The sequence below is a fragment of the Cryptosporangium aurantiacum genome (genome assembly GCF_900143005.1).
GTDB classification, from domain to species: Bacteria; Actinomycetota; Actinomycetes; order Mycobacteriales; family Cryptosporangiaceae; genus Cryptosporangium; species Cryptosporangium aurantiacum.
Map to the genome: position 1 here is coordinate 150,754 of NZ_FRCS01000011.1, position 25,345 is coordinate 176,098.

Genomic DNA, 25,345 nt, shown 5'->3' on the forward strand with positions numbered 1-25,345 from the left:
GGTCAGGCGCCGGAGCGCCGCAGCGACGCCGCGAACCCGATCTGGCAGAACCCGATCACGATCGCGGCGATGCTGATCGTGAGCACGATCGAGGCCAGCGAGAGCTGGGGCCACACCAGGAACGCGATGCCGGCCACGACCGTCAGGCCGCCCACGACGAAGAGCCAGATCCGATCGCTGCCGCGCGCCCCGACCGCGAGGACCAGCTCGGCCGCGCCGTCGATCACCCAAAGTGCCGCGACCAGGAACGCGAGCGCGCCCTTGCCGGTGGCGACGTCGGCCAGGCACAGCACGCCACCGACCGCGAGCACCACACCGACCACGATCGAGCCGAGGCGGCGTCCCGCGACGAGCCCGAGCAGCACCCGGATCACGCCGACGGCCAGCAGCCCGAGACCGAGCAGCACCGCGACCACCCGGATCGTCGCCTCCGGCCAGGCCAGGACGGCCACGCCCAGCACGATCCACAGGAAGCCCAGTGCGGCCTCCACCATCCAGGCCGAACTCCGTCCGACCGTCCCCACCGCAGACTCGGTAGCCATCGATGCCCTTCCCCTGTCGCTCGGGAACCCCCACCGGTGGGATCCGCGGGGAGAGCGTCTCGTCAGGGACGGGGCCGGGGATCACCCCGCGGGAGTGAATCCGCTCCGGCCGTCCGCGACGTCGTCGACGAGGTGCAGCTCGCGGGCGCGGCGGGAGGTCGCGCTCCGGTCGGACGTCCCCAGCTTGCGGTAAACGGACTTCAAATGGCTCTTCACCGTGTTGACCGAGAGGTTGAGCTCGCGCGCGATGTCGGTGGTGGACAGTCCCTGGGCGAGCCTGCTCACGACCTCGGTCTCCCGCGCGGTCAGCGGAACCGTGATCTCGGGCTGCGGATCGGCGTCCCGGACGGCCGACGGTTCGGCCGGGGCCCGGAACAGCCGGGCATACGGATCGGCCAGCGCCGGCTGCCGGTCGATCAGCTGGCGTAACCACGGCCCGGCGTCGACGAACGGGCGGCGACGCTCGTCCACACGCGCCTCCGCCAGCGCCTCCGCGACCCCACGTTCGGCCGCGTCGATCGCGCCGGTCAGGAACGCCACCTCCGCCCGGAGCAACGCGAGCCGAACCCCGGCGTCGGTGCCGAGATCCTGCGCGTGCGTGCCGGCCAGCAGGTCGGCCGCCCGGCCGAACTCTCCGGTCAGGAGCAGGAGCCGGCCGTGGACGAGCGTCCGGCAGGGCGACTCGGGTACCGCGGCGACGAGACGGCGGGCCTTGTCCAGGTGCCCCAGCGTCAGGTGGGCACGGGCGGACGCCAGGTCGATCCGGTGCTCGGCCTCGGGGTTCGCACGCCACCCGGCCGCCAGCGCCCGGAATCCGGCGAGCACGGCGAGCGCCTGCTTGCCGTCCCCCCGCGCGGTCGACGCCCCGGCCCGCAGCAGCACGAGCGCCAGCGCGGTCGTCGGGTCGTGGCGGGCGTCGACCGCGGTCAGCGCCCGGGGCAGGTGCGCGCGGGCCGTCGCGAGGTCGTGGTGCTCGAACGCGATGATCGCCAGGGCGACGCTCGCCGCCCCCAGCCGCGCCACCGGGCGCACACCGGCCGCGTCGGCCGCCGACAGCGCACCGGCCGCCTGGCGCTCGGCGCGCCCCAGCGACCCCTCGGCCAGCTCCAGCAGCGCGAGCTGGCCCTCGGCATCGTGGACCCCGTGGCCGGTCCCGGCGCGGGCGGCGCGTTCCAGCATCCGGCGCGCGCCACCGAGGTCGCCGGTCCACAGCTGGGCCGCACCGAGGTTGGCCAGCAGGAGCGAGCGGGTCCGATCGTCGGCGAGCGCGTCGTCCGGTCCGTGCGCCACCGCGAGCAGGTCCAGCCGCATCGCCGCGTCCTGTGCGGCCACGACGTCCCCGGTGCGGCGGGCCAGCAGCAGATCGACGGCGGCCAGCGCCGAACGATGCGGCGCCGACCGCTCGTCCACCAGCACCGCCGCGTTCGCCGCCGCGGTGCCTGCGGCACCCAGGTCGTGGCGGCCGAGTGCGATCGCGGCCCGGACGACCGCCGCCGCCCCACCTGGCGTCTGCGCCGGAAGCTCGGAGAGAACAGCGCCCGGCCCGGCCTCGTCGAGCGTTCCCACCAGCCAGCCGACGCCGAGCTGGTCGACGGCGAGTTCGGCGGCGTACTGCCACTCGTCGATGCGGGCGGCGTGCGCCACCGCCTCGGCGGGCCGGTGCCGCTCCGCGTACCAGAACGCGGCGCCCTTGTGCAGCGCGGCGACCGCGCTCGGGTGCCGGGCGGCGAGGTCGTCCGCGAGAACGTCCCGGAGCAGCGGGTGGATCCGGTAGGTGTCGTCGCCGGCCGGGCGGACGAACGCGTTGCGCGCGACGAGTTCCTCCAGCGTCGCCCGGACGCCGTACCGCGCCGTCAGCCACTCCGCGAGCCGCACCTCGACGACGTCCAGCACGGAGAGGCGTTGCAGCAGGTCCTGCAGTGCGGGCGGCAGGTCGGCGAGCACCTCGGCACGGAGGTACTCGCCGCAGAGCCGGTGCGTGGTCTCGAGGCCCCGGTGGACCGCCGACGCATGCAGGCAGACCCCGGTGGCCCAGCCTTCGGTGCGCCGGTAGAGCGCGTCGGCCTCCGCCGCCGACACGCGTACCCCGTACCGGCCGAGCAGTGCGGACATCTCGTCGAGGCGGAGCGCCAGGTCCCGGCCGTCGATCGTGGTGAGGTCACCGGACAGGCGGTAGCGATAGGTGGGAAGCGGTGGGGCGGTGCGGCCGAGCAGGATCAGGCGGACGGCGTCCGGCGCGGCGCGTACCAGCCGGTCCAGGCCGATCCCGACCGGGTCGGGGATCCGGTCCGCCCCGTCGACGACCAGGACGACCGGTGAGCCGCGCGCCGCGAGCGCTGCCGCTAACTCGGCCGGGTTCGGATCCGCGCCGACCGGCAGCGCGGGCACCGTAGGGCGGAGCGCCGCCACCACCGACGCCCAGTCGGGCGGGTCCGCGTCCGCGTCGACCGTGAGCCAGGCGACCGGACCGGCAACCGGACCGGTCAGCGCCCAGTCCGCGACGAGCGCGGTCTTTCCCGCGCCCGCCTCCGCCACCACGGTCGTCAGCGGACGACGGCCGAGCAGCTCGGTCAAGCGCGGGCGGACGAGGTGGTGCGGTGGGGGGCGGGGAACGGCGACCGGATCACTCATCGCTGCCCCCTAGCGGCGTCTCGGCCCGGTCTGCCCCGCCCGAAGATACGGGATACGGGCGCTTTTGTCGCTCCGAAATGGGGGCACTACCTGGCGCTACGCACACCGGTGAGCAACCTCGCGTGGGCGGTTTGCAACGGCCTGGGTGAGGAACACCGTCTATGGCGGGGCACATCGGACGCGGCAGGGAGACCTAGATGAGCGGCACGGACCGCACCCGACTGCTGGTGGCGGACTTCCCCACCGATGCCCTGGCGACCGGACTGGCCGCGGTCGCCGAGCGCATCGCTGCCACCGAGGCGACGACGGTAGTTCGCGCGACCTTGCTCGTCGCGGACGGCGGCGGTGCGCTTCGCGAGGAGGACGTGACCGACGTGCTGCTGCTCGGCACGTCGAGGGCGTCCGCCCGGCCCCTTACCGACGGATCGGAGTTCGACGAACTCGCCGGGCTCCGCGCCGCGCTCGGTCCGGAGCGGAGTGCGCTGGTCCTGGTCGTCCGCGCCACCGACGATCTGAGCCTGGAGAGCGCGATCCGGGACAGCGACGGAACCGTCCGGTTCGCCGCGGTGCTGCCGCGGCCGGTCGGAAAGAATCCACTCACCCGGACGTGTCGACCCGGTCATCGGACGGAAAGCGCGGTGGGCCCTTCGCCCCGATCTGGGCGGCCGTCACCAGCACCCTGATCCCGAGCCCCAGGAAGATCATGTTGCCGATCATCTGCACCGATGCGAGCAGCCGCGCGGGGGCACTGACCGGGGCGATGTCCCCGAATCCCGTCGTCGAGAACACGGTGATCGTCAGATACAGGGCGTCGTGGCGGGACAGCCGCTCGGTGAAGCTCTCCGGGTCCACCCCGGACAGGACGTGGTACGCGGTCGCGAACGTCACCAGGAACAACGGCGCCGAGACGGCCAACGCGTCGATCGCCCGCAGCCGCGGTGTCTCCGAGCGCGCGATCACGCGGGTCTGCCAGGCCAGAACGGCGGCCACTCCGACGGTTCCGACCGCGACCAGCACGATCGCGCTCCAACTCGTGCGCGCCGAGAATCCCGGAGCGGCGTAGTACACGGCGAACAGCAGCGTCGTCGTGCCCGCCGACCGCAGCAGCGTGGCGCGGACCGGCGTCATCCTCCGCGCAGGCGCCGCCGGATCAGCACGGCCGCCAGGCCGGCGAGTGCTCCGACGAAGAGTCCGAGATAGATGTTGAGGAACGACGACGGGCGGATCCCGCGTCGTGGGGCCGGCGCCACCTCCGGCGGCGCGACGGTGGCCGATGTTCCGGTAACCATGAGGGTCCTCTCCGCGTCCGTCGCCGGACGCCCGTGTCGGATCAGTACACGACCGCGAGCTCGTGCGGCGCCCGATTCAGCACGCGTCGGCCCGCCCGGGTCACGGTGACGACGTCCCCGAGCCGGACGCCGAACCGGCCGGTCAGGTGGACGCCGACCTCGAACGCGAAACACATGCCGACGTTGAGCGGCTGGACGTCGCCCTCGACCGGCCACGGCGGCTCGTCGGCAGTGAGGCCGACGCCGTGCGCGGCGCAGTGGGCCTTCGCGTGCCCGGCGTCGAGCAGTACCCGCCGCGCGGCCCGCTCGATGTCCTGGCCGGGCACGCCGGGCCGGACCGCGTCGGTCGCTGCCTGCTGAGCGCGGTACACGGCGTCGTGGAACCGGTGCAGCTCCGGGCTCGGCGGCCCGACGCTGACGGTCCGGACGAGGTCCGCGCGGTACCCGTCGACGACGCCGCCGAGACGCAGCACGACCGCGTCACCGAACTGGATCGGCCGGTGGCCGGGAGTGTGCAGCGGATCGGCACCGGACGGACCGGTGGCCACTGCGGCGTCCACCCGGGAGTGACCGCGTCCGTACAGGCATCGGGCGAGGTCGGCGGTCACCTCCTGCTCGGTGCGGCCGGCGAAGCGCCCCTGCACGACGTCCGCGTACGCGAAGTCGACGGCGGCCGCAGCCATCTCCAACTGCGCCACCTCCTCCTCACCCTTCAGCGCGCGCAGCATCGGCAACGCCTCGGAGACCGGGTGGAAGACGACCGCCGGTGCGACGCGCTCGATGCCGAGCAGGTGACGCGCCCAGGCCGAGTCCGACACCGCGTAGACGCCCGCCGGGTCCAGCAGGTCGCTCAGGGGCCGGTACGGGCCGTCCGTGTCGTCCCAGGCAACGACAGTGAGGGCCGCCGCGGCCGGCGACGCCGCGGCGGCCCGCTCGTCCCGACGGGGCACGACCAGCGTCGGGTCCTGGCCGGGCGACAGGACCAGGACGGTCAGCCGGTCGGCGCCCGACGCGGGCGTGTACCCGCACAGGTAGCGGAGGTCGGGCCCGGGTGTCGCCAGGATCCCGTCGAAGCCGGAGCGGGCGGCCTCCCCGGTGGCACGCTCCAGACGGCTGCGGAGATCCTCCGCGTCGACGGCCGGGGAGCGCCTCGGCCAGGGCCGGTACGGCGCTTGCGTCATCGATCCTGCTCCTCGGCCGGGCGGCACACCGGAGCACCGCGGATCTCCCACGGTGGTCGAAGACCCGCCCGGGGGCCTCACCCCTGGCGGGCGATTCCACCGTGCCGCGCCATCGCGGGCCGGGCGTCACCCGCCGGGGATGAGCCGCCGCGGGGTGCGGCACGCCGAGCATGAGGGTCCGGGAGAGGCCGACGAAAGGACGCCCGATGTCCGGTGCCGAGAACGTGGCCGCCGCGCCGAGCCGCCCCGCGGCCCGCAGTCTGCTCCTCGTCACGTGCCTGTCGACGCTGGTCGTGAACGCGAACACGTCGGCGGTGTCGATCCTGCTCCCGGCGATCAGCCGGGACGTCGACGCGCCACTGTCGACGCTGCAGTGGGCGGTGACCGGCTACAGCCTGGTCGGCGCCGCGGTGATCGTCACCGCGGGCGTCCTCGGCGACCTGCTCGGCCGCCGCCGGGTGTTCCTCTGGGGGCTGGCGCTGTTCATCGCGTCGTGCGTCTGGATCGCGTTGTCCGCGAACGGGGTCGGCATCGTGCTCGGCCGCGCGGTCCAGGGCGCCGCGGGCTCGACGATCATCGCCTGCGGGCTCACGCTGCTGACGCTCGGCACCGCGGGCTCCGGCCGGGTCGGAGCGATCTCGCTGTGGGGTGCGGCGTCCGCGGTCGGTGCCGCCGCCGGGCCGCTGATCGGCGGTGCGCTGGCCGAGCTGTCCGGCTGGCAAGGCCTGTTCTGGTTGGACGCCGCGCTCGCCGCGATCTGCATCCCGATCACGCTGCGGGCGGTCGCCGAGTCCCGGGACGCCGGCCGCTCCGGCAAGCTCGACATCACCGGTTCGGTGCTGATCGCCGCGGTGCTCGCGCCGTTCGTCCTCGCCGTGACCAAGGGCGGCGACTGGGGCTGGGCCTCACCGGCGACGCTCGGCTCGTTCCTCGTCAGCATCGTCGCGGCGGTCGCGTTCTTCTACGCGGAGCGGCGGGCGGAGTCGCCGCTGGTGGCGCCGGAGCTGCTCCGCAACCGGCTGCTGATGGCAGGCACGCTGGGCATCCTGATCGGCGCCGGGACCGTCAACGCGCTCGGGTACCTGGTGAGCCTGTATTTCCAGGACCCGGCGACGCTCGGGATGAGCCCGATGGGCGCCGGCCTGGCCACGCTCCCGCTCACCGTGACGCTCGTGCTCGTGTCGCCGACCGTGGTCGGCCTGGCCCGGCGTCTGGGCACCCGGGTCGTCGTCGGCGCCGGCTTCGCGATCAGCACGGTGGGGTTCGTGCTGCTCGTCCCGGTCGACCCCGGATGGGGGTACGCGCTATTCGTCGTGCCGCTGGTCGCGGTCGCGGCCGGGCTCGGTCTCTCCAACGGCCCGTGCTCCTCGCTGGCGACCAGCGCGGTGCCGGAGAGCGAGGTGGGCGCGGGATCGGGCATCTCGAACATGGCCCGCTACATCGGCGCCTCGGTGCTGGTCGCGGTCGTCGCGGCGGTCTACGGGAACGCCGCACCCGCCGCCGACGCCGACCACGCCACGTCGGTGGCGGACCAGTTCTCCCGGGCCAACGCCGTCCTCGCGGTGATCTCCGCGCTGGGCGTGGCGCTCGCGGTGCTGGCCGCACGGCATCGCCCGGAGCGGACCCACCCGGCGGACTACGCGGCCGCCGCCGTCTCGTCCGCGCACACGATGCCCAGCCAGGCGATGCTGCGGCGCGACCGGTTCTGAATTTTTCGGCCGCCGATGTTTGGATCTGCAAACGAAGGGTAACGGGACTATCCGAATCGGGTGATGCGCCCTCGCGGCGACCACGCCAGGCTGAGATGGATTCATCGGGGTCGGCCGGCGCTTGGGGGTCGTGTGGCTACTGATGTTGCAATCGCACTCTCCACCAACCCGGTCCCGGTCCCAGCGGGCGAGGACCCGCTCCTGGAGTCGAAGTTCGCCGTTCCGGAAGCGCCGCCGTTCCTGGTCACCCGATCCCGGCTCTGGGGCACGCTCACCGCTGCCGAACACGATCCGATCACGGTCGTCGTGGGTTCCGCCGGAGCGGGGAAGACCCAGCTCGTCGCCTCCTGGCTGCGCATCCGGACCAGCAGCGCACCCGCCGCCTGGATCACGCTCGAGGAGGGCGACGGCGCGGCGGCCGTGTTCTGGGCCTACGTCGTCGAAGCGCTCCGCAGGGCCGGGGTGAACCTGCCGACCGCGACCCAGCACGCGTTTCCCGGCGCCGCCACACACCGTTCGTTCCTGTCCTGGCTGGCGGGTGAGATCGCGGCCGCACCGGAGCCGGTCATGCTGGTTCTCGACGGCACCTCCTGCCTCGACGACCAGCACCCGTGGGCGGCCGACCTGGACTTCGTCCTGCGCCATGCCGGCGAACGCCTGCGCATTATCCTGATCGGACGGTCCGACCCGCCGCTCCCCCTGCACCGATACCGGCTGGCCGGGCGGTTGACCGAGATCCGGGGCCGCGACCTCGCGTTCACCCCTGCGGAGACCGCCGAACTGCTCGACCTGCACGGGATCTCGTTGCCGGACGGCGCGCTGTCCGCGCTGTTGCGGCGCACCGAGGGCTGGGCCGCCGGCTTACGGCTGCTCGCGATGGCGCTCTCCGGACGACCGGACGCCGACCGTGAGGTCGAGCAGCTGACCGGCGACGACGCGGGGATCGCCGAGTACTTCCTCGGGGAGGTACTGCGGAACCAGCCGGCCGACGTCCGCTCGTTCCTGCTGGAGACCAGCATCCTCGACGTGGTCACGCCGGCGCTGGCCGAGGCCGTGACCGGACGCGGCGACAGCCGGCGGGTGCTGGCTGCCCTGCGCCGGAAGAACGCGTTCGTCGTGCCCACCGACGACCACGCCACCGCGTACCGCTACCACCCGCTGTTCGCCGACCTGCTCCGCACCCAGCTCGCGCTGGACGCCCCGGAGCGGCGTCCCCGGCTCCACGGCCGCGCGGCGAGCTGGTTCGCGGCCCGCGGCGACCTCACCCGCGCGGTCGAGCACGCGTTCGCCGCGGGCGACCCGACCGCCGCCGCGTCGCTCGCGATCCACGGCTACGCGATCGGGCAGCTCGTGCTGCACGGACAGCGTTGCCGGCCGGGGGAACTGCTCAGCGCGGTGCCGGAGGCCGCGCCGACCCCGGAGAGCGCGCTGGTCCAGGCGGCGCTCGCGGTCGCCGAGAACGACTCCGAGCGGGCCATCCACCTCCTCGACCGCGCGCGAAGCCTGGTGGTCGAGGGCGGTGCACCCTGTCCCGATCCGGTCGCGCTGACCGGGATCGTGCTGGAGATCGTCCTCGCGGCGGCGCATCAGCAGTCCGCGCGCGTGGTGCGATCGGCCCACGTCGCCGACGTGCTGCTCGACCGGGCCCCGCCGGAGTTCCGGGCGCGCTGCGCCGAGATCCGCGCCGTCCTGCTGACCGCCCGCGGGGCGGCGGAGAGCCGGCTCGGCCTGGTCGACGTGGCAGTCGAAACCCTGCGTCAAGCGATCACGGTGGCCGGATCGGCGGGCTGCGCCGGTCCGCGGAAGTCCGCGCTGGAGCAGCTGGCGCTGGTGGAAGCCCACCGGGGCCGGCTCCGACAGGCGGCCGCCCTCGCCGGCGAGGCGGCTTCGGCGGCTTCCGGCGCTTCCGGCGCTTCCGGCGCTTCCGGCGCTTCCGGCGCTTCCGGCGCTTCCGGCGCTTCCGGGGCCGAGGCCGCCGAGCTGACGCTGGCCTGGGTCGCTGCCGAGCGGTACGAGGTCGAGCCGGCCTGGCACCACCTGCGCGCGGCCGCAGCGCATCCGTCCGCCGATCCCGCCGTGACGTCCGGCATCGCGCTGATCAAAGCGCGCCTGCTGCGTGCCCGCGGTGAGTTCCGCGAGGCGCGCGCGATCCTGGAGGCCTGCGCCGATGAGCGACATACACCGCTCTGGATGGCGCGGGAGCTCGCGATCGCCCGCGCCCGGCTGGCGATCGCCGCCGGAGACCCGGCCGAGGCCGAGGCCCTGGTCCGGTCCCTGACCCCGTCGGAGACCGACGACGTCACGGTGGTCCATGCCGCGGCACGGCTGGCCGCCGGGGACGCCGAGCAAGCACGGCTGCTGGCACGCGCGGTGGCCGGTGGCAGCGCGCCCGCACCCGTCCAGGTCGACGCCTGGCTGTTGCTCGCGACGATCGCCGCCGACGAGCAGGACGCCGACCGGGCGCGCCGGGCGCTGCGTCACGCGTTGCGCGCGGCGGCTCCCGAGTCGCAGCGGCGTCCGTTCAACGAGATCGCGCCGGTGCTGAGACGTCTGCTCCGTGAAGACCCCGAACTCCGCGAACGGTTCCGGCTGCCGGGTACCGACGAGCCGTCCCGGCCCGCGCCGACGCCGGCCACCGCGGAGGAACCGGTCCTGGTGGAACCGCTGAGCAAGCGGGAGATGGACGTCCTGCTCCAGATGGCCGCGATGCTGCCGACCGAGGAGATCGCCGCGACGCTCTACGTGTCGATCAACACGGTGAAGACGCACGTCCGCAGCATCCTGCGCAAGCTCGCGGTCTCCCGGCGCAGCGAGGCCGTCCGGCGCGCGCGGGCGCTCGGCTTGATCTGAGTGGTCCTTCTCGTCCGCTGCGGGTGACGCCCGGCCCGCGGCGGCGGCGGATCGTGGATCGCAGAAGGTGTCCACGTTCCGCGCTCTGGAGGGACCTCCATGGACGACCTCGAACAGACCACTTTGGACGAGCTGGGCCCGATCGACTTCTTCGTGATCGAATTCCCGGAGAGCCACCTGACCGGCGAAGGGCTACTCGCCCTGGTAGAGCTGGTCGATCGGGGCATCATCCGGGTACTCGACCTGGTGTTCGTGGAGCGACGCTCCGACGGGACCACCGTCCGCCTCCACCTCGACGAGCAGGACCACCGGCCGGTCCTCGCGCAGTTCACCGGTGCCTCCTCCGGACTGGTCGGCGACGACGACCTCACGGTGATCGGCGAGATCCTCGAGCCGGGCACCTGGGCCGCGGTCCTGGTCTACGAGAACACCTGGGCCGCGCCGCTCGGCCGCGCACTGCGCCGGGCCGGCGGCCAGCTGGTCGCCGGTGGCCGGATCCCGGTCCAGGCGATCCTCGCGGTCCTCGACGACATCGAAGCCGACTCCGGAACCGACCACCGACTCGTGGAAAGGGCGTGACGCAGATGCCTGGTCTCCTGCGCGGCGTCGCACGCACCGCTGTGATCGCCGGGACCGCGACCGCGGTCTCCAACCGGGTATCCCGGCGCCAAGCCGGACGGTGGGCAGCTCAGAGCCAGCCGGAGCCGCTGCCGCCGCCCCCTCCCCCGCCCCCGGCCCCCGCCGGTTCGGGTGTCGAGAACCAGCTCGCGGCCCTGAGCCAGCTCGGCGAGCTCAAGGAGAAGGGCATCCTCACCGAGGCCGAGTTCGAGAACCAGAAGCGCCGCATTCTCGGGACCTGAGCGCCGTGCCGGACGAGAACCCCGTACTCAACATGGCTTCGGCGACCGCACCGGTGCCGCGGCGGATCCGCTGGGTGCAGCGCGGCCTCGCCCGGTCGGCGTTCCTCGCGGCCGCCGCGTGCCTGGTCTTGCCGCTGACCGTGGCCGGCCTGCGCAGCATCAGCCTGCTGGCGCTCGGTGTCGGCGGGGCGGCGCTGACGCTCGCGGCCGGCTGGTGGTTCCTCAGCCACCGCGGGGTGCGGCGCTGGATCGCGGGCGCCGTCGTGCTGGCCGTGCCCTGCGCGGTCGCGGCCTGGTACATCCGGGCGGAGCTGCTCTGGGCGGTGATCGTCACCGCGTTCCTCTGGGGGCTGGCGCTCGGCCTCGGCCGCGCGGCGCTGGCCGAATTCCCCCGGCCGGCGCCACCGACCGAGTACGAGACCCCCACGCCCCGGCACCCGTACGTGATCATGAACCCCCGCTCCGGTGGGGGAAAAGTCGACCGGTTCGGGCTGGCCGACGCCGCGCGGGCCCGCGGTGCCGAGGTCGTACTGCTCGACGACGACCACAAGGACGCCGCCAGCCTGGCGAGACAGGCCGTCTACGCGGGCGCTGACCTGCTCGGCGTCGCGGGTGGCGACGGGACGCAGGCCCTGGTCGCCGACGTCGCCGCGGAGACCGGCGTCCCGTTCATGGTGATCTCGGCCGGAACCCGGAACCACTTCGCGCTCGACCTGGGGCTCGACCGCGACCATCCGGAGACCTGCCTGGACGCGCTGACCGACGGTGTCGAGGTACGGATCGATCTCGGCCGGGTCGGCGGCCGGACGTTCGTCAACAACGCGTCGTTCGGCGCGTACGCGACGATCGTCGACCGCCCGACGTACCGGGGGAAGAAGGCCGGGACCGCGCTCGACGTCCTCCCCGACCTGCTCGCCGAGCACTCCGGGCCGGCGCTGCGGGTCACCGTCGGGCAGACCGTCCTGAACGGACCGGTGGCCGCGCTGGTGAGCAACAACCCGTACCGCGTCGATGACGTCGCCCACTTCGGACAGCGTCCTCGGCTGGACGGCGGCGTGCTCGGCGTGCTGGCCGTCGTGATGCACGGCGCGATGGACGCGAGCCGGATACTGCGCGGACGGCGTTCGCGGTCGTTGCGGGTCGTCCAGGGACGCGAGGTGGTCGTCGACGCGGACGTCGCGTCGATCCCGGTCGGCATCGACGGCGAGTCGTTCTGGCTGCACACGCCGGTGCGCTGCACGATTCGTCCGCGTGCGCTCCGGGTGCGGGTCCCGCGGAACCGGCCCGGGGTCCGGCCGCCACGACCGACGATGGACTGGCGGCGGCTCGGTCGGATCGCGCTGTCCACCGGCTCCCGCACCGTGGATGCGTGAGCCGATGGTCGTCCTCGCGCTCGTCGCCGATCTCCACGCGGGCGCGTACCCGGTGGCCGCGATCGAGACGCTGGTCGCGGACGTCGGGGCGGCTGGCCCGACGCTGACCGTGGTGACCGGGGACTGCACGCGGCCGGCCGGTGGCGCGGTGGCCGACCTGCTGGCCCGCCTCCCCCGGCCGCTGCTGCCGCTGCTGGGCACGCACACCCCGACGCCGCTCCGGGACCGGCTGCCCAGAGCAGCCGGGCGGGCCGGCGCGGCCGGGCGGGCCGGCGCAGCCGCGCGGGCCGAACTAGCCGCGCCGTCCGGCGCCGACGACGCGGTGGTCGAGGCGCCGGGCGTCCGCGTCGTCGGACTGCAGTCGATGACCGGCTGGCGGTGCGCGCACGGCCGGGTCTCCCCCCGCCAGGTGTCCACGGTGCGCGCGGCGATGGCCGACACACCACCACCGGTGTTGCGGGTGGTGGCGCTGCACCACCCGCCTGCGGTGTCCGGACCCGGTCGTCCCGGTGGACGCGCCTCGCTGACCGACGCGCTGGTCCACACCCGGGTCGACGTCGTGCTCGCCGGGTCGGCCCGGGTGCCGAGCGTCCGGCGGACGCAGCTGTGGAGCGGCGGGCTGGCTCATCCGGTGATCGAGGTGATCGCCGAAGACGGCTCGATGTACGACGGGCGGGGCGGCCATCGGTCGTGGAGCCTGGTCCGCGTCGACGCCAGGACGATCACCGTCGAACAGCGTCATCTCGTCGACGGCGGCTGGCGCACCGGACGGAGCGTCGTGTATCCCCGGGCCCGCTGACCTCGATCATCCGCCCGGGGTGACCAAACCCGACCCCGTCGCCCGCACGCTGGACCCGACCCGTGCGGAACGACGGAAGGCAGAAAAATGTCGGACACCGAGACTTCGTCCGCAGCACCGGCTCGAGGCACCGGCTACACCCCACCCGAGGAGGTGGCGACCGGCTGGGCGGGCTGGGTCGTGTTCGGCGGCGTCATGCTGATCATGATCGGCGCGTTCCACGCCTGTGAGGGCTTCGTCGCGATCTTCGACGAGGGCTTCTACGCGGTCACCGAGAGCGGTCTGGCCGTCGAGATCGACTACACCGCCTGGGGCTGGGTGCATCTCGCGATGAGCGCGCTGGTCATCGCCGTCGGCGTGGCCCTGATCGCCGGCCAGACGTGGGCCCGGGTGGCCGCGGTCGTGCTGGCGGTGCTCGGAGCGCTGATCAACCTCGCGTTCCTCGCCGCCTATCCGGTGTGGTCGACGATCATGATCGTCCTCAACGTCATCGTCATCTACGCGACCGTCGTGCACGGGCGCGAGGTCAAAGCACTCCGCTGAACCGCCGACGACGACGAAGGAGGCGGGTGCGCATGCCCGACGAATCCAGAGCCGCGCGGATCGCGGAACTCGTCCGGACGCTCCGGGTCGACCCGGGCTCGGACGTGGTGCTGTCCCGGGACTTCGACCCCGGCTACAAGTCCGACCTGGTCCGCAAGCGGGACGGCGACGAGTTGCTCCGCGCGGGTATCGCGCTGCTGGCCGACTACCAGGCCCGGCTGGCCGCGCAGAACACCCACGGGGTGCTGGTCTGCCTGCAGGCCCTGGACGCCGCCGGGAAGGACGGGACGATCCGCCACGTGATGAGCGGGGTCAACCCGCAGGGTGTGCACGTGCGGAGCTTCAAAGCGCCGTCCACCGAGGAACTGGACCACGACTACCTCTGGCGGTACGCCCGGCAGCTGCCCGCCCGCGGTGACATCGGCATCTTCAACCGATCCCACTACGAGGAGGTCCTGGTGGTCCGGGTACACCCCGAGCACCTGGACCATCAGCACCTCCCCCCGGAGGCCAAACAGGGCGACGTCTGGAAACGCCGCTACCGGGAGATCAACGACTGGGAGCGGTACCTGTCCGAGAACGGCTTCCGGATCGTCAAGCTCTTCCTCAACCTGTCCAAGGAGGAGCAGCGGACCAGGTTCCTCCGCCGGATCGACCGCGCGGACAAGAACTGGAAGTTCTCCTCGGCCGACGCCCACGAGCGCCGCTCCTGGGACGACTACCAGACCACGTTCTCCGAGATGCTGTCGGCCACCAGCACGGAGTGGGCGCCCTGGTACGTCCTCCCGGCCGACCGGAAATGGTTCACCCGCATCTGCGCCGCCGCGGTCCTCGCCACCACCCTGGTCGAACTCGACCCGCAGTACCCGACGATCCCGCCGCACGTGGCCAAGGAGCTGAAAGCGGCCAAACGGGCGCTGAAGAAGGAGGCACCCGAGGGCCGGCCCGCGGATCCCTACGCCGAGAGCGCGAAGCGCAAGGCACGGAAGGGGGCGAGATCGTGACCGGCCAGGTCGACGTCGCGGCGACCCCGGACACGCCGTGGTACGCGACGGCACCGGACGCGGTCGCCCGCGCGCTCGCCGTGGACCCGCCGCAGGGCCTGAGCGACGAGCAGGTCGCCGAGCGGCTCGGCCGGGACGGTCCGAACGAACTGCCCGCCAGCCCTCCGACGCCGGGCTGGCGGCGGTTCGTCGACGAATACCGCAGCTACATGCAGCTCATCCTGCTCGGCGCGGCGATCGTCGCGATCCTGATCCAGGAGTGGAGCACGGTCGTCATCCTGCTCGCGCTGACCGTCCTCAACGCGGTGCTCGGCCTCCGGCAGCAGGGCAAGGCCCAGGACGCGATGGCCGCGCTGCAGTCGATGACCGAGGCCACCGCACGGGTGCGCCGGGCGGGCGGCACCGAGGCGACGATCCCGGCGTCCGGGCTGGTGGCCGGCGACGTCGTCCTGCTCAGCGCCGGTGACCAGGTGCCCGCCGACGGCCGGATCGTGGCCGCGAGCGCGCTGCAGATCGACGAGTCCGCGCTGACCGGCGAGAGCGTGCCCGCGGGCAAGGACGCGCTGACGCTGCCGCCCGATCCGGTCGGCCCCGGCGACCAGGCCGACATGGTGTTCATGAACACGCTGGTCACGCACGGATCCGGGACCGTGGTCGTGACCGCGACCGGAGCACGCACCGAGGTCGGGAAGATCTCCGGCATGCTCGCGGGCGACGAGCGGCACAAGTCGCCGCTGGCCCGCCAGCTCGACCGGCTGACGCTGTACATCGTCGGCGCCGCCGGGCTGACGATGCTGGTGATGTTCGTGCTCGGCCGGATCCGCGGTGAGGACTGGGACGCGCTGTTCCTGAGCGCGGTCTCGCTCGCGATCGCCGCGATCCCGGAGGCGTTACCGACCGTTTCCCAGGCGATCCTGTCCCGGGGCAGCCTCGAGCTGGCCGACCAGCAGGCGATCGTCAAGGACCTCCCGTCGGTCGAGACGCTGGGCTTCGTCTCGGCGATCAACAGCGACAAGACCGGCACGCTGACGCTGAACCAGATGACCGCGGTGGAGGTCGTCGACCCCGGCGACCGCTACACGGTCTCCGGGTCGGGCTACGAGCTCGCCGGCCGGATCCACCACGCGGCCGGGAGCTCGGATCGGATCGACGATGCGATCCTGCCGTTCGTCATGGCCAACGACGCCACGCTCGTGGACGACGCGGTGGTCGGCGACCCGACCGAGGGTGCGCTGCTGGTGCTGGCGTTCAAGGCCGGGCTGGACGTCGAGGAGACCCGGCAGCGTGCGCCGCGGCTGGCCACGCTCCCGTTCGACCCCACGTACAAGCTGATGGCGACGTTCCACCGGCTCACCGACGCGAGCGGACGCGAGGTCGTGCGGTGCTACGTGAAGGGCGCCGCCCCCGCGGTCGTCGCGCGGGCAGCAGATATCGCCGAGTGGACGGACGAACCGCAGCGCCGGATGGGCGAGAGCGGGCTGCGGGTGATGGCCGCGGCCACCCGTGACCTGGACGTCGCGGACTTCCAGCCGGACCGCGACCTCCTGGAGTACGTCCGCGACCTGCAGGTGACCAGCCTGGTCGGGATGGTCGACCCACCGCGGAAGGAGTCGATCGCCGCGGTCGCCGGCGCGACCGACGCCCAGATCCGCGTCCGGATGGTGACCGGTGACGACGTCATCACCGGCGCGGCGGTGGCCCGCCAGGTCGGCATCCACGGCGAGGCGATGCTCGGCGCGGACTTCGCCGCGCTGCCCGAATCGGAACGCCTCCGGCGGATCGACGACATCGGCGTGCTCGGCCGGGTGGCCCCCGAACACAAGGTGCTGCTCGCCCGGACGCTGCAGGCCAAGGGCGACGTGGTGGCGATGACCGGCGACGGCGTCAACGACGCACCGGCGATCAAGGCCGCGGACATCGGGATCGCGGTCGGCAGCGGCACCGAGGTGGCCAAGGAATCCGGCCGGATGATCCTGTCGAACGACAACTTCGCCACGATCGTCTTCGCCGTGGAGCAGGGCCGCAAGATCTTCGACAACCTCCTGAAGTACATCCGGTTCGTGCTCGTGCTGCTGGTCGTGTTCGTGTTGACGTTCCTCGGCGCGACGCTGTTCAACATCGCCGACGGCGCGCCGTTCACGCCGATCCAGGTGCTGTGGGTGCACTTCGTCATCAACGCGTCGTTCGGGTTCGCGCTGGGCTTCGACGCGCAGAGCCCCGGTCTGATGACCCGGGCTCCACGCCGGCGCGGACAGTCGATCACCGACCGGGCAGTCGTGGTCACCGTGGTCCTGACCGGCCTGCTCATCAGCGTGGGCCTGCTCGGCCTGATCGTGCTGGGCCAGGAGCGACTCGACGGGCTCGACGCGGGCCGGTCGATCGCGTTCACCTCGTTCGCGTTCTGCCTGATCGTCGCCGCGTTCGAGTGCCGCAGCGAGACCGGGACCGCGTTCAGCCGCGCCGCGCTGGACAGCCGCGTCTTCAACCGCGTGGTGATCGCCCAGTTCGTGCTCGCGATCCTGGCCACCCAGACCGACGTGCTGCGCACGATCCTCGGCACGACCCGGCTGACGTTCGCCGAGACGCTCTGGGCACTGGTACCTGCGCTCGTGCTGCTGGGCCTCTGGGAGCTCGGCAAGCTCCTGGCCCGCCGGCGTGCGTGAACGAACGAGGAGGCGGCCCCCACGGGGGCCGCCTCCTCGCTGTTCAAACCAGCTCTACCGAGACGACGTGCCATCCCCACGCCGGCAGGTCGACGAACAGGCCGACGTCGACCATCTCGTCACCGTCCCGGACATACCGGTCCCCGTCGAGCAGCGGCGCCAGCGCCCAGCGGTGGGACCGCAGATCGGCCCACGGCATCCGGACGCGCCCCTGCGCGGGGGCGCCGGAGTAGTTCAGGACGACGAGGTGCCGCTGCGAGCCCCGCTCCCACGTCCAGGCGAGCAGATTCTGGTGGCTCTGGTTGTCCGGCCACCCGGTCGTCTCCAGCAGGCACCAGGTACCGGCCCGCAGCGCGCTGCCGTCGACCGCGGCGAGCAGCTCGGTCGCGAACCGCCGCAGCTCGGGGTCGGCCGGTTCGACCGGTCGCCGCCCGAGGAACACCGGCAGCCGGACCCGCCTGCCGTCGAACTGACCCTCGTGCCAGAGCGTGGCGCCGGGCAGCGTGGCGATCGCGACCGTCGCGGCGCGCAGGCGCTCCGGCGGCGGCAGCGTGGACGCCGCCCGGGGCTCGTCGTGGTTCTCGATGAACCGGATCAGCTTCCGCTGGTAGTCGATGCCTGCCCTCAGGTGCCCGCGCACGCCGTCGGCGGTGCCGTCGGCGAGGCGGTCGTAGAGGCGCTTGTCGTAGCAGAAGTCGAAGCCCTGCTGCTGCAGGATCCACTCCCGGTCCCAGTACGCCTCGGCCACGAACAGCATCTCGGGGTTGTGCTCGCGGACCAGGCCGAACACCTCCGGCCAGAACTCGGCGGCCGGTGCCGGTCCGGCGCGCTCACCCCAGGTCGCGGCGAAGACGTCGGTGAGCATCAGCATCGCCATGTCGCAGCGCACCCCGTCGCACTGCTCCCCGATCCGCAGCAGCGTGTCCGCGGTGGCTCGCCGCATCTCGGGCCGGAAGGCGTTCAGCTGCAGCACGTCCGGCCAGGGCGGAAAGAACGGATCCCGTCCGCGTGCCAGCACCGACCCGGCCACCGCGACGAACGCGTCCGGCGCGCGGGCCAGGTCGTCGGCGGTGCCCCGGATGAACCGCTCGGGGTGGGCCCGCACCCACGGATGATCCGGTGCGACGTGGTTCGGAACGTAGTCGAGCACCAGCCGGACGCCACGCGCGGCCAGCACCGCCCGCGCGGCCGCCAGCCCGTCCGGCCCGCCCAGCCGGTGGTCGACCGTGTACTCGCGGACGCAGTACGGCGAGCCGACGACGTCGTCCGGGCGCAGGTCCGGGAGGGCCGTGTGGAACGCGGCGGCCAGCTCGGGGTTGCCCCGGGCGATCTGGAGCCCGGCCGGGCTGCGCGCCCAGACACCCATCAGCCAGATCGCGTCGACGCCGGCGAGCGTCACCTCGTCCCAGGCCTCCGCGGGCACGTCGCCCAGCGTCACCGGGCGCTCGTAGCGCCTGCCCAGCTCGGTCAGCCAGACCCAGGTGTCCACCTCGTGGATGACCGGTTGCGCCGGCCACACCAGGGCCGCGGTCACGGGGCCGCCGTCCGGAACCGGAATGCCCGGAACGCGGCCGACGTGCCCTCGGCGCACAGCTCGGCGGGCTCGAGGTTCTTGAACAGCCCGGCCAGCACCGCGACCAGGCCGGTCCAGCCGGTCTGGTGGCTCGCGCCGAGACCGGCGCCGTTGTCGCCGTGGAAGTACTCGTAGAACAGCAGGAGGTCGCGCCAGTGCGGGTCGTCCGCGAACCGGTGCTGGCCGCCGAAGACCGGCCGGTTACCGTCCTCGTCCGGCAGGAAGATGCTGGTCAGCCGGTCGGAGATCTCCTCGGCCACCTCGTAGAGCGTCATCTGCCTGCCCGATCCGGTGGGGCATTCGACCGTGAAGTCGTCGCCGTAGAACGTGTAGAGGTTGATCAGCGCCCGGATCACCAGTGCGTTGACCGGGAACCAGATCGGGCCGCGCCAGTTCGAGTTGCCGCCGAACATCCCGCTGTCCGACTCCGCGGGCAGGTAGCCGACGCCGTAGTCCTGCCCGTTCACGTCGACATGGTACGGGTGCTGGGCGTGGTACTTCGACAGCGACCGGAGCCCGTAGCGGCTCAGGAACTCGCCCTCGTCGAGCATCCGGGCCAGCACCCGCCGGAGGCGCTTCTCGTCCAGCAGTGCGAGCAACACGCGGTCCTCCAGGCCGGCGGTGTGCGACGGGGTGATCGAGGCCATGATCTCCGGGTGCCGGGCGAGGAACTCCTGCGCCCGCTCCACCAGCTCCGGGAACTCGGTGCGGAGGTCGCTCGGAAGCACCGTGGCCGCGGTCATCGGGAGTAACCCGACCATCGACCGGACCGACAGCCGCTCGGACGTGCCGTCGGGCCGCCGGAGCAGGTCGTAGAAGAACCCGTCGTCCTCGTCCCACATCGTCGCGCGGTCGGCGCCCACGCGGTTCATCGCCGCGGCGATCCAGGCGAAGTGCTCGAAGTACATGTTCGCCTCCTCGAGGTAGACCGGGTTCTCCCGGCCCAGCTCGAGCGCGATCGACAGCATGCTCTGCGCGAACAGTGCCATCCAGGCCGTTCCGTCGGCCTGGTCGAGGTGGCCGCCGGTGGGCAGCGGCGCGCTGCGGTCGAAGACACCGATGTTGTCCAGGCCGAGGAAGCCGCCCTGGAAGATGTTGTTGCCGTCGGCGTCCTTCCGGTTCACCCACCAGGTGAAGTTCTTCGACAGCTTGTGGAACGCGTTCTCCAGCCAGGCCCGGTCGGCGTTCCCGGTGCGGCCCTTCTCCACCTGGTAGACGAACAGCGTCGCCCACGCGTGGACCGGCGGGTTGACGTCGCTGAAGTTCCACTCGTACGCGGGGATCTGGCCGTTGGGGTGCAGGTGGAAGCGGCGCAGCAGCAGGTCGAGCTGCTGTTTGGCGAAACCGACGTCGACCAGCGCGAGCGCTACCGCGTGGAACGCGAGGTCCCAGGCGGCGAACCACGGGTACTCCCACTTGTCGGGCATCGAGATGAGGTGCCCCGACAGCAGGTGCGGCCAGTCGCGGTTGCGGATCGGCGCGTCCAGAGCGATCGGGTCGTAGCCGTGCTCGGTCAGCCACGTCTCGACGTCGAAGTGGTAGTACTGCTTGTTCCAGAGCAGCCCGGCGAGGGCCTGCCGGATCACCCGCCGTTCCTCAGGCGTCGTGTCCGGCGGGCAGAGGTCCTCGTAGAACGCCTCGCACTCCGCGCGACGCGCGTCGACGAGCGCGTCGAACTCCGGCCCGAACGGGCCGTCGGGCTCGCCGGGGGCCGGTTCGGACAACCGCAGCCGGATCGACGCGCTGCCGCCCGCCGGGACGTCGAGCACGTAGTGCGCCGCGACCTTGGTGCCGCGTTGCTCCGGGTTGACCGCCAACGGCCTGCCCCGGACGACGTGCTGGTCGACGCCGTCCTTGACGAACGGCGACGAGTTGGGGGTACCGAACAGCCGCTCGGTGTTGCTCTCGTTCTCGGTGAACAGCAGCGGAACCGTGCCGTCACAGGACAGCGTGCGCCGCCCGAGCTTCGGATGGTCGGCGGTCACCCGGGCCGTCCCGGGCGGGCCGGGGACCTCCACCAGGTGGGGCCGCTCCTTCCCGGGCGCCCAGGACCAGGTGTTGCGGAACAGCAGCGTCGGCAGGACGTGCAGGGTCGCGGCCTCCGGGCCCCGGTTGTGCACGGTGATCCGGACGAGGAGGTCCTCCTCGTCCGCCTTGGCGTACTCCACGTCGACGTCGTAGTAGCGGTTGTCGTCGAAGACGCCGGTGTCCAGCAGCTCGTACTCGAACTCACCGCGGCCGCGGGAGCGGTTCGTGGCCACCAGCTCGGTGTACGGGAACGCCGCCTGCGGATACTTGTAGAGGTACCGCAGGTAGGAGTGGGTCGGCGTGCTGTCCAGGTAGAAGTAGTACTCCTTGACGTCCTCGCCGTGGTTGCCCTCCGCGTTCGTGAGCCCGAACAGCCGCTCCTTCAGGATCGGGTCGCGGCCGTTCCACAGCGCGACCGAGAAGCAGAGCTGCTGCTCGTCGTCGCTGACACCGGCGATGCCGTCCTCGCCCCAGCGATACGCGCGGGAACGCGCCTGGTCATGGGTGACGAAGGACCAGGCGTCGCCGTTCGCGCTGTAATCCTCGCGGACCGTGCCCCACTGGCGCTCGCTGAGGTACGGACCCCAGCGGCGCCAGCGGCTCCCCGGTCTGTCGGCGTCCCTCAGGCGGTGTCGCTCGGCCGATTCCTGCTCGGTCATCTGCGTGCCTCCCTCCCCGGAGCCGCCGGTGGAGTGCGTCAGGCGTTCGCCGCCGGCTTCTCACCGTGCAGGGCCTCCTGCAGCTGCGCCTCGGCCTCGTGCGACAGCGAGGACTTCAACACGGTCCCGCCGTACGGCGCCAGCGCGTCGATCGCCTTGTCCGGCGTCGCCTTCTCGACGACCAGGAACAACGCCGACGTACCGGGCTTCAGGAGGTCACGCACGCCCTCCTCGAACTCCTTGTTCACGACGCCCTTCGTCATCTTGCCCATCAGAGCGCCCAACCCGGCGCCGACCGCCATGCCGAGGAACGGGATGAAGAACAGCATGCCGAACAGCAGGCCCCAGAACATTCCCCAGGACGTCCCCGAGGCGACCGGCCGGTGGCTGGTCGTGACGTGGAACTTTCCTTCGACGTCGCGGGAGATGACGGCGATGGCGTCGGGCTGCAGGATGAGGTCCTTGGTGAGCCGGCGCGCTTCCACGGCCGCTGCGGCGGCCGTGGCCTCGTCCGGGTATCCGATCGCGACCAGGGTGGTCATGGCTACGCACGTCCTTCCAGCGGAGGATGTCGCCACCTGCGGATGAGCACGGTGGCTCCGGCCCAGTGCGCCACAGACGGCCACCGCCGGGGCTCCCCCGCCAGGGGTGAACTTCCTACTCGGCTCCGCGGAGGATGCCCAGGCGGCGTGCGCGCACCACGGCTTCCCGCCGCCGGGAGGCGCCGAGCTTCCGGTAGATCGCCTTCAGATGCGCCTTGACCGTGTTCACCGAGACGTGCAGCTCGTCGGCGATCTCCTGGGCGTTGAGCATCGTCGGCAGGTACCGGAGCACGTCCCGCTCCCGCTCGCTGAGCCGGTCGACGGGCTGTGGCTCGTCGGGCTGGGCCAGGGCGGGCGGCGCGGCCAGCATCTCGCTGATCAGCCGGACCGTGCCCTCGGCCGGCCAGTCCCGGTGCCGCAAAGCCCGGTCGTTCCCGTCGCGGGTGCCCGCAGGCAGTTCGGGAAGGTGGTCGCCGAGAACGCGGTCGGCCCGCCTGCGGGCGATCGCGAGCAGAACGTCACGAACGCAGTACTCGACGGCGGCCGCCAGGTCGGCAGACGTCGCACCGAGCCGCGCGAGGATCTCCTCGGCGCCGTGGAAGTCACCGAGCGCGACCTCGGCGCGTGCCAGACAGATCGCCTCCCGGCGGGTCAGCGGATCGTCCTGCGCCGACGAGGCCAACCGCGGCGCGACCCGCTCCGGAAGTCCCTCCGCGAGGTCGACCTCGGACTCCACCAGCGCCGCCCACCGCGCCAGCGTCGAGGCGGTGGTGAGCAGCCGCGTCTCCGACCGGACGCGGCGCAGCGCCGCCCGGGCGGCGGGAAGGTCGTCGCCGAGCCGCGCGTACGTCGCCTGTGCGACGTCGACGAGCGCCGAGGACAGCGCGGTCGCGCCGGTGCGGGCGGCACGCGCGACCCGCAGCGCCCGTTCCGCGGCCCGGACGTCGAGCCGGTCCAGCTCCACCAGCGTGAGCGTGACCGACGCGGTGAGGCAACCCGGGACGACGCCCGTGGCCCCGGCCGGGTCGTGGCAGGCGAGCGCCAGGTCGCGGGCGTCGGTCACTGCTCCCCGGAGGTACGCCAGCAGCGCGAGGTGGCCGGCCGCGTGCAGTTCGACGCTCCGCACGCCGGAGGCCCGTGCGGCGGCGACCGCGGCCTCCAGGTATCGCTCGGATTCGTCCTGCTGCCCGGTCCAGAACAGGCCGATGCCCTTCCCGGCGAGCGCGAGCGTCCGGTACTGGACCATCGCGGGCAGGTCGGGGACCGGAACGTCGACGAGCAGGTCCAGCACCTCGGTCGCGGCCTCGGTCTGCGCGGTCAGATCACCGCCGGCCCCGGCGGCGAGCAGGTCGAGCGTCCGCAGGACGATGTCGATCGGCCGCCGATCCCGCTCGCTCCGCCCGGCCAGCAGGCGCCGGGCCCGGCGGACGTAGTCGGGAACCGCGTCGTGGTCGCCCGCGCAGTACCGGAGCAGCGCGGCGCACAGTCCGAACTCGGCGTCGGGTAGATACGCGTCGGCGGGGATCCGGTTCAGGATGGTGGCGAGCGCGACCGAGTCGCCGGTCAGCAGTAGCGGGACGCTCCGCGTCGTGAGCAGATGCGCGAGGAAGAGCCAGTCCTTGCCTGCTGCGGCGCTGTCCACCGCTGCCGCCATGTCGTCCTGCGCGTCGTGCCACCGCGCGGCGCGCCGGTGGAGCGCGGTGATGCCGCTGGGATCCTCGGTGCTCAGCGCTTGGTGGAGCACGTCGCGCAGCATCGGGTGGTAGCGGTACCACCCGGCGCGCGACCCGCTCCGCGTGACGAACGCGTTGGCGCGCTCGAGCTCGGCCAGGATCCGGGCGCCGTCGCTGCGGCCGGTCAGCGCGTCGGCGAGCTCGGCGGAGATCTCGTCGGGCACGCTGGTGCGGCGGAGGAACGACCGTACGGACGCGGCCAGCCCGTCCAGGACCTCCCGGGTCAGGTACGCCGACACCGACGGCACCGCACCGGTGAATCCGCCGATCCGCCGGTCGGGGTCCGCGCTGCCGAGGAACCCGGCGGCGAGGCTCACGCCGGCCGGCCAGCCGCCGGTGCGGTCCAGCACCGCCTGCACGTCCGGCGGGTCCAGATCCACGCCGTGGTGAGCCAGCAGCTGGGCGGCTTCGTCGGCGAGGAGACGCAGGTCGCCGTCGTCGAGTTCGGTCAGCTCGCCGGTCACCCGCTGACGGTGGAGCGGGAGCAGTGGCTCCGACCGGGCGAGCAGGACCACCGCCAACCGGCTCGGGGGGTACTGCAGCAGCGCGCTGATCCCGTCGAGCACCGAGGAGTCCCGGATCTCGTCGACGCCGTCGAGGACCAGGACGAGGCCGTCGGGTCCGCCGTCGATCAGCCGGAGCGCCTCCGCCCCGTCCCGCGGCGTCGCGGATCCCGGAACCGGGCCACCGGCGCGGTGGAGCACGGCGGACAGGCGTGTCCAGAACGTGGCCGGGTCGTCGTCCGCCGCGCTCAGCGTCAGCCAGCCGACCGGACGCGACGTGTCCACGGCCCAGGCGCGGGCCGCCACGGTCTTGCCCCACCCGGCTCCGGCGCACAACAGCGTCGTCCCGCGCTGCGTACCGGCCTCGATCCGAGCACTCACCCGTTCTCGTTCGACCAGGATCGGCGGGAGCCGCGGAGCGGGGAGCGGGTCCCGCGCGGCCCGGGTGAGGGTGAGCGCCGTTTGCCGACTCGTCCGTCGGCTCCGGTTCACGGTCTCGGGGTAGCGGCGTTGCGCTCCGAACGAAGGCCGTTGTATGCCGTCCTGACTGCGCACGCGGCTCGACCACCTCTCACCGCCCGACGGGGCGCGTCCCGTGCGCGCCGCCGTACTCCCGGTCGCTCGTTCCCGGTTGCCTCCGGTGGACGCCACTCCGCGCACGGCTTGAGTGCATCGGAACGACGACGGCCGGGGGCTACGAGAACCGGTATTCCCCCGCGTCGGCTGGGCCGGTCGGCGCGGTGGCGGCAGCAGCCGCGAGCGACGTCGCGCACGGCGGTTCCTGCCAGAACCCGCACAGGGGGAAGCGCGGGCTCGCTGGACCCTCCTCATTCGAGCATGCCCCGGCATGACATCATGTCGGG

Annotated in this window: 19 protein-coding genes; 10 read left to right on the forward strand and 9 right to left on the reverse strand. The window is 72.9% G+C overall.

Annotated elements, in window-relative coordinates:
- Nucleotides 1-2: 2 nt before the first annotated feature.
- Both BUB75_RS30875 and BUB75_RS30880 read right to left on the reverse strand, forming a co-directional pair.
- Nucleotides 3-542, reverse strand: a complete 540-nt coding sequence (locus tag BUB75_RS30875; RefSeq protein WP_084741914.1) for a DUF308 domain-containing protein — start codon at nucleotides 540-542, stop codon at nucleotides 3-5.
- A gap of 81 nt (nucleotides 543-623) precedes the next feature.
- The gene (locus tag BUB75_RS30880) at nucleotides 624-3,173 is read right to left on the reverse strand and encodes a winged helix-turn-helix domain-containing protein (protein ID WP_073261809.1); all 2,550 of its coding nucleotides are present in this window, start codon (nucleotides 3,171-3,173) and stop codon (nucleotides 624-626) included.
- A 197-nt stretch (nucleotides 3,174-3,370) separates the two neighbouring features.
- On the opposite strand from BUB75_RS30880, the gene BUB75_RS30885 reads away from it, so the two are divergent.
- Nucleotides 3,371-3,856, forward strand: a complete 486-nt coding sequence (locus BUB75_RS30885; RefSeq protein WP_073261810.1) for a hypothetical protein — start codon at nucleotides 3,371-3,373, stop codon at nucleotides 3,854-3,856.
- Here the strand turns inward: BUB75_RS30885 and BUB75_RS30890 are convergent.
- The 3 genes from BUB75_RS30890 to BUB75_RS30895 are packed head-to-tail and all read right to left on the reverse strand — an operon-like array spanning nucleotide 3,771 to nucleotide 5,643.
- On the reverse strand, nucleotides 3,771-4,301 hold the full coding sequence (locus BUB75_RS30890) for a potassium channel family protein (protein ID WP_073261813.1): 531 nt from the start codon (nucleotides 4,299-4,301) through the stop codon (nucleotides 3,771-3,773). The genes BUB75_RS30885 and BUB75_RS30890 overlap by 86 nt on opposite strands.
- Nucleotides 4,298-4,462, reverse strand: coding sequence for a hypothetical protein (locus tag BUB75_RS46595; RefSeq protein ID WP_178380017.1), 165 nt, complete (start codon nucleotides 4,460-4,462; stop codon nucleotides 4,298-4,300). The genes BUB75_RS30890 and BUB75_RS46595 overlap by 4 nt, the downstream gene beginning before the upstream one ends.
- 41 nt (nucleotides 4,463-4,503) lie before the next feature.
- Nucleotides 4,504-5,643 carry a M24 family metallopeptidase gene (locus BUB75_RS30895; protein ID WP_073261815.1) on the reverse strand — a complete coding sequence of 380 codons (1,140 nt, stop codon included), beginning with the start codon at nucleotides 5,641-5,643 and terminating at the stop codon, nucleotides 4,504-4,506.
- A 206-nt stretch (nucleotides 5,644-5,849) separates the two neighbouring features.
- On the opposite strand from BUB75_RS30895, the gene BUB75_RS30900 reads away from it, so the two are divergent.
- The 9 genes from BUB75_RS30900 to BUB75_RS30940 all read left to right on the forward strand — a co-directional run bounded on the left by BUB75_RS30900 (nucleotide 5,850) and on the right by BUB75_RS30940 (nucleotide 17,444).
- Nucleotides 5,850-7,352, forward strand: a complete 1,503-nt coding sequence (locus BUB75_RS30900) for an MFS transporter (protein WP_073261818.1) — start codon at nucleotides 5,850-5,852, stop codon at nucleotides 7,350-7,352.
- 132 nt (nucleotides 7,353-7,484) lie between these two features.
- Nucleotides 7,485-10,202: a winged helix-turn-helix domain-containing protein gene (locus tag BUB75_RS47855; RefSeq protein WP_084741915.1), complete on the forward strand. Its 2,718-nt coding sequence runs from the start codon at nucleotides 7,485-7,487 to the stop codon at nucleotides 10,200-10,202.
- A 99-nt stretch (nucleotides 10,203-10,301) separates the two neighbouring features.
- The gene (locus BUB75_RS30910; RefSeq protein ID WP_178380018.1) at nucleotides 10,302-10,781 is read left to right on the forward strand and encodes a DUF6325 family protein; all 480 of its coding nucleotides are present in this window, start codon (nucleotides 10,302-10,304) and stop codon (nucleotides 10,779-10,781) included.
- Between the two features lie 5 nt (nucleotides 10,782-10,786).
- Nucleotides 10,787-11,062 carry an SHOCT domain-containing protein gene (locus BUB75_RS30915; protein ID WP_073262051.1) on the forward strand — a complete coding sequence of 92 codons (276 nt, stop codon included), beginning with the start codon at nucleotides 10,787-10,789 and terminating at the stop codon, nucleotides 11,060-11,062.
- A gap of 32 nt (nucleotides 11,063-11,094) precedes the next feature.
- On the forward strand, nucleotides 11,095-12,435 hold the full coding sequence (locus BUB75_RS30920; RefSeq protein ID WP_073262053.1) for a diacylglycerol/lipid kinase family protein: 1,341 nt from the start codon (nucleotides 11,095-11,097) through the stop codon (nucleotides 12,433-12,435).
- Nucleotides 12,428-13,234 carry a metallophosphoesterase family protein gene (locus BUB75_RS30925; RefSeq protein ID WP_073261824.1) on the forward strand — a complete coding sequence of 269 codons (807 nt, stop codon included), beginning with the start codon at nucleotides 12,428-12,430 and terminating at the stop codon, nucleotides 13,232-13,234. Before BUB75_RS30920 ends, BUB75_RS30925 begins: the two co-directional genes overlap by 8 nt.
- Nucleotides 13,235-13,321: 87 nt before the next feature.
- A complete protein-coding gene (locus BUB75_RS30930; protein WP_073261826.1) occupies nucleotides 13,322-13,777 on the forward strand; it encodes a DUF7144 family membrane protein in 456 nt (151 codons plus the stop codon).
- Nucleotides 13,778-13,809: 32 nt separating this feature from the next.
- Nucleotides 13,810-14,781, forward strand: a complete 972-nt coding sequence (locus BUB75_RS30935) for a polyphosphate kinase 2 family protein (RefSeq protein ID WP_073262055.1) — start codon at nucleotides 13,810-13,812, stop codon at nucleotides 14,779-14,781.
- Entirely contained in the window at nucleotides 14,778-17,444 is a 2,667-nt protein-coding gene (locus BUB75_RS30940; RefSeq protein ID WP_218617862.1) for a cation-translocating P-type ATPase, read from the forward strand. The genes BUB75_RS30935 and BUB75_RS30940 overlap by 4 nt, the downstream gene beginning before the upstream one ends.
- Nucleotides 17,445-17,487: 43 nt before the next feature.
- On the opposite strand, the gene BUB75_RS30945 is transcribed toward BUB75_RS30940, so the two are convergent.
- From BUB75_RS30945 to BUB75_RS30960, 4 genes are all read right to left on the reverse strand, one after another.
- On the reverse strand, nucleotides 17,488-18,978 hold the full coding sequence (locus tag BUB75_RS30945) for an alpha-amylase family protein (protein ID WP_218617863.1): 1,491 nt from the start codon (nucleotides 18,976-18,978) through the stop codon (nucleotides 17,488-17,490).
- Entirely contained in the window at nucleotides 18,975-21,704 is a 2,730-nt protein-coding gene (locus tag BUB75_RS30950; RefSeq protein WP_073261828.1) for an MGH1-like glycoside hydrolase domain-containing protein, read from the reverse strand. The genes BUB75_RS30945 and BUB75_RS30950 overlap by 4 nt, the downstream gene beginning before the upstream one ends.
- Before the next feature lie 38 nt (nucleotides 21,705-21,742).
- The gene (locus BUB75_RS30955; RefSeq protein ID WP_073261830.1) at nucleotides 21,743-22,246 is read right to left on the reverse strand and encodes a DUF1269 domain-containing protein; all 504 of its coding nucleotides are present in this window, start codon (nucleotides 22,244-22,246) and stop codon (nucleotides 21,743-21,745) included.
- A 115-nt stretch (nucleotides 22,247-22,361) separates the two neighbouring features.
- Nucleotides 22,362-24,863 carry a helix-turn-helix transcriptional regulator gene (locus BUB75_RS30960; RefSeq protein ID WP_178380019.1) on the reverse strand — a complete coding sequence of 834 codons (2,502 nt, stop codon included), beginning with the start codon at nucleotides 24,861-24,863 and terminating at the stop codon, nucleotides 22,362-22,364.
- Nucleotides 24,864-25,345: the final 482 nt, after the last annotated feature.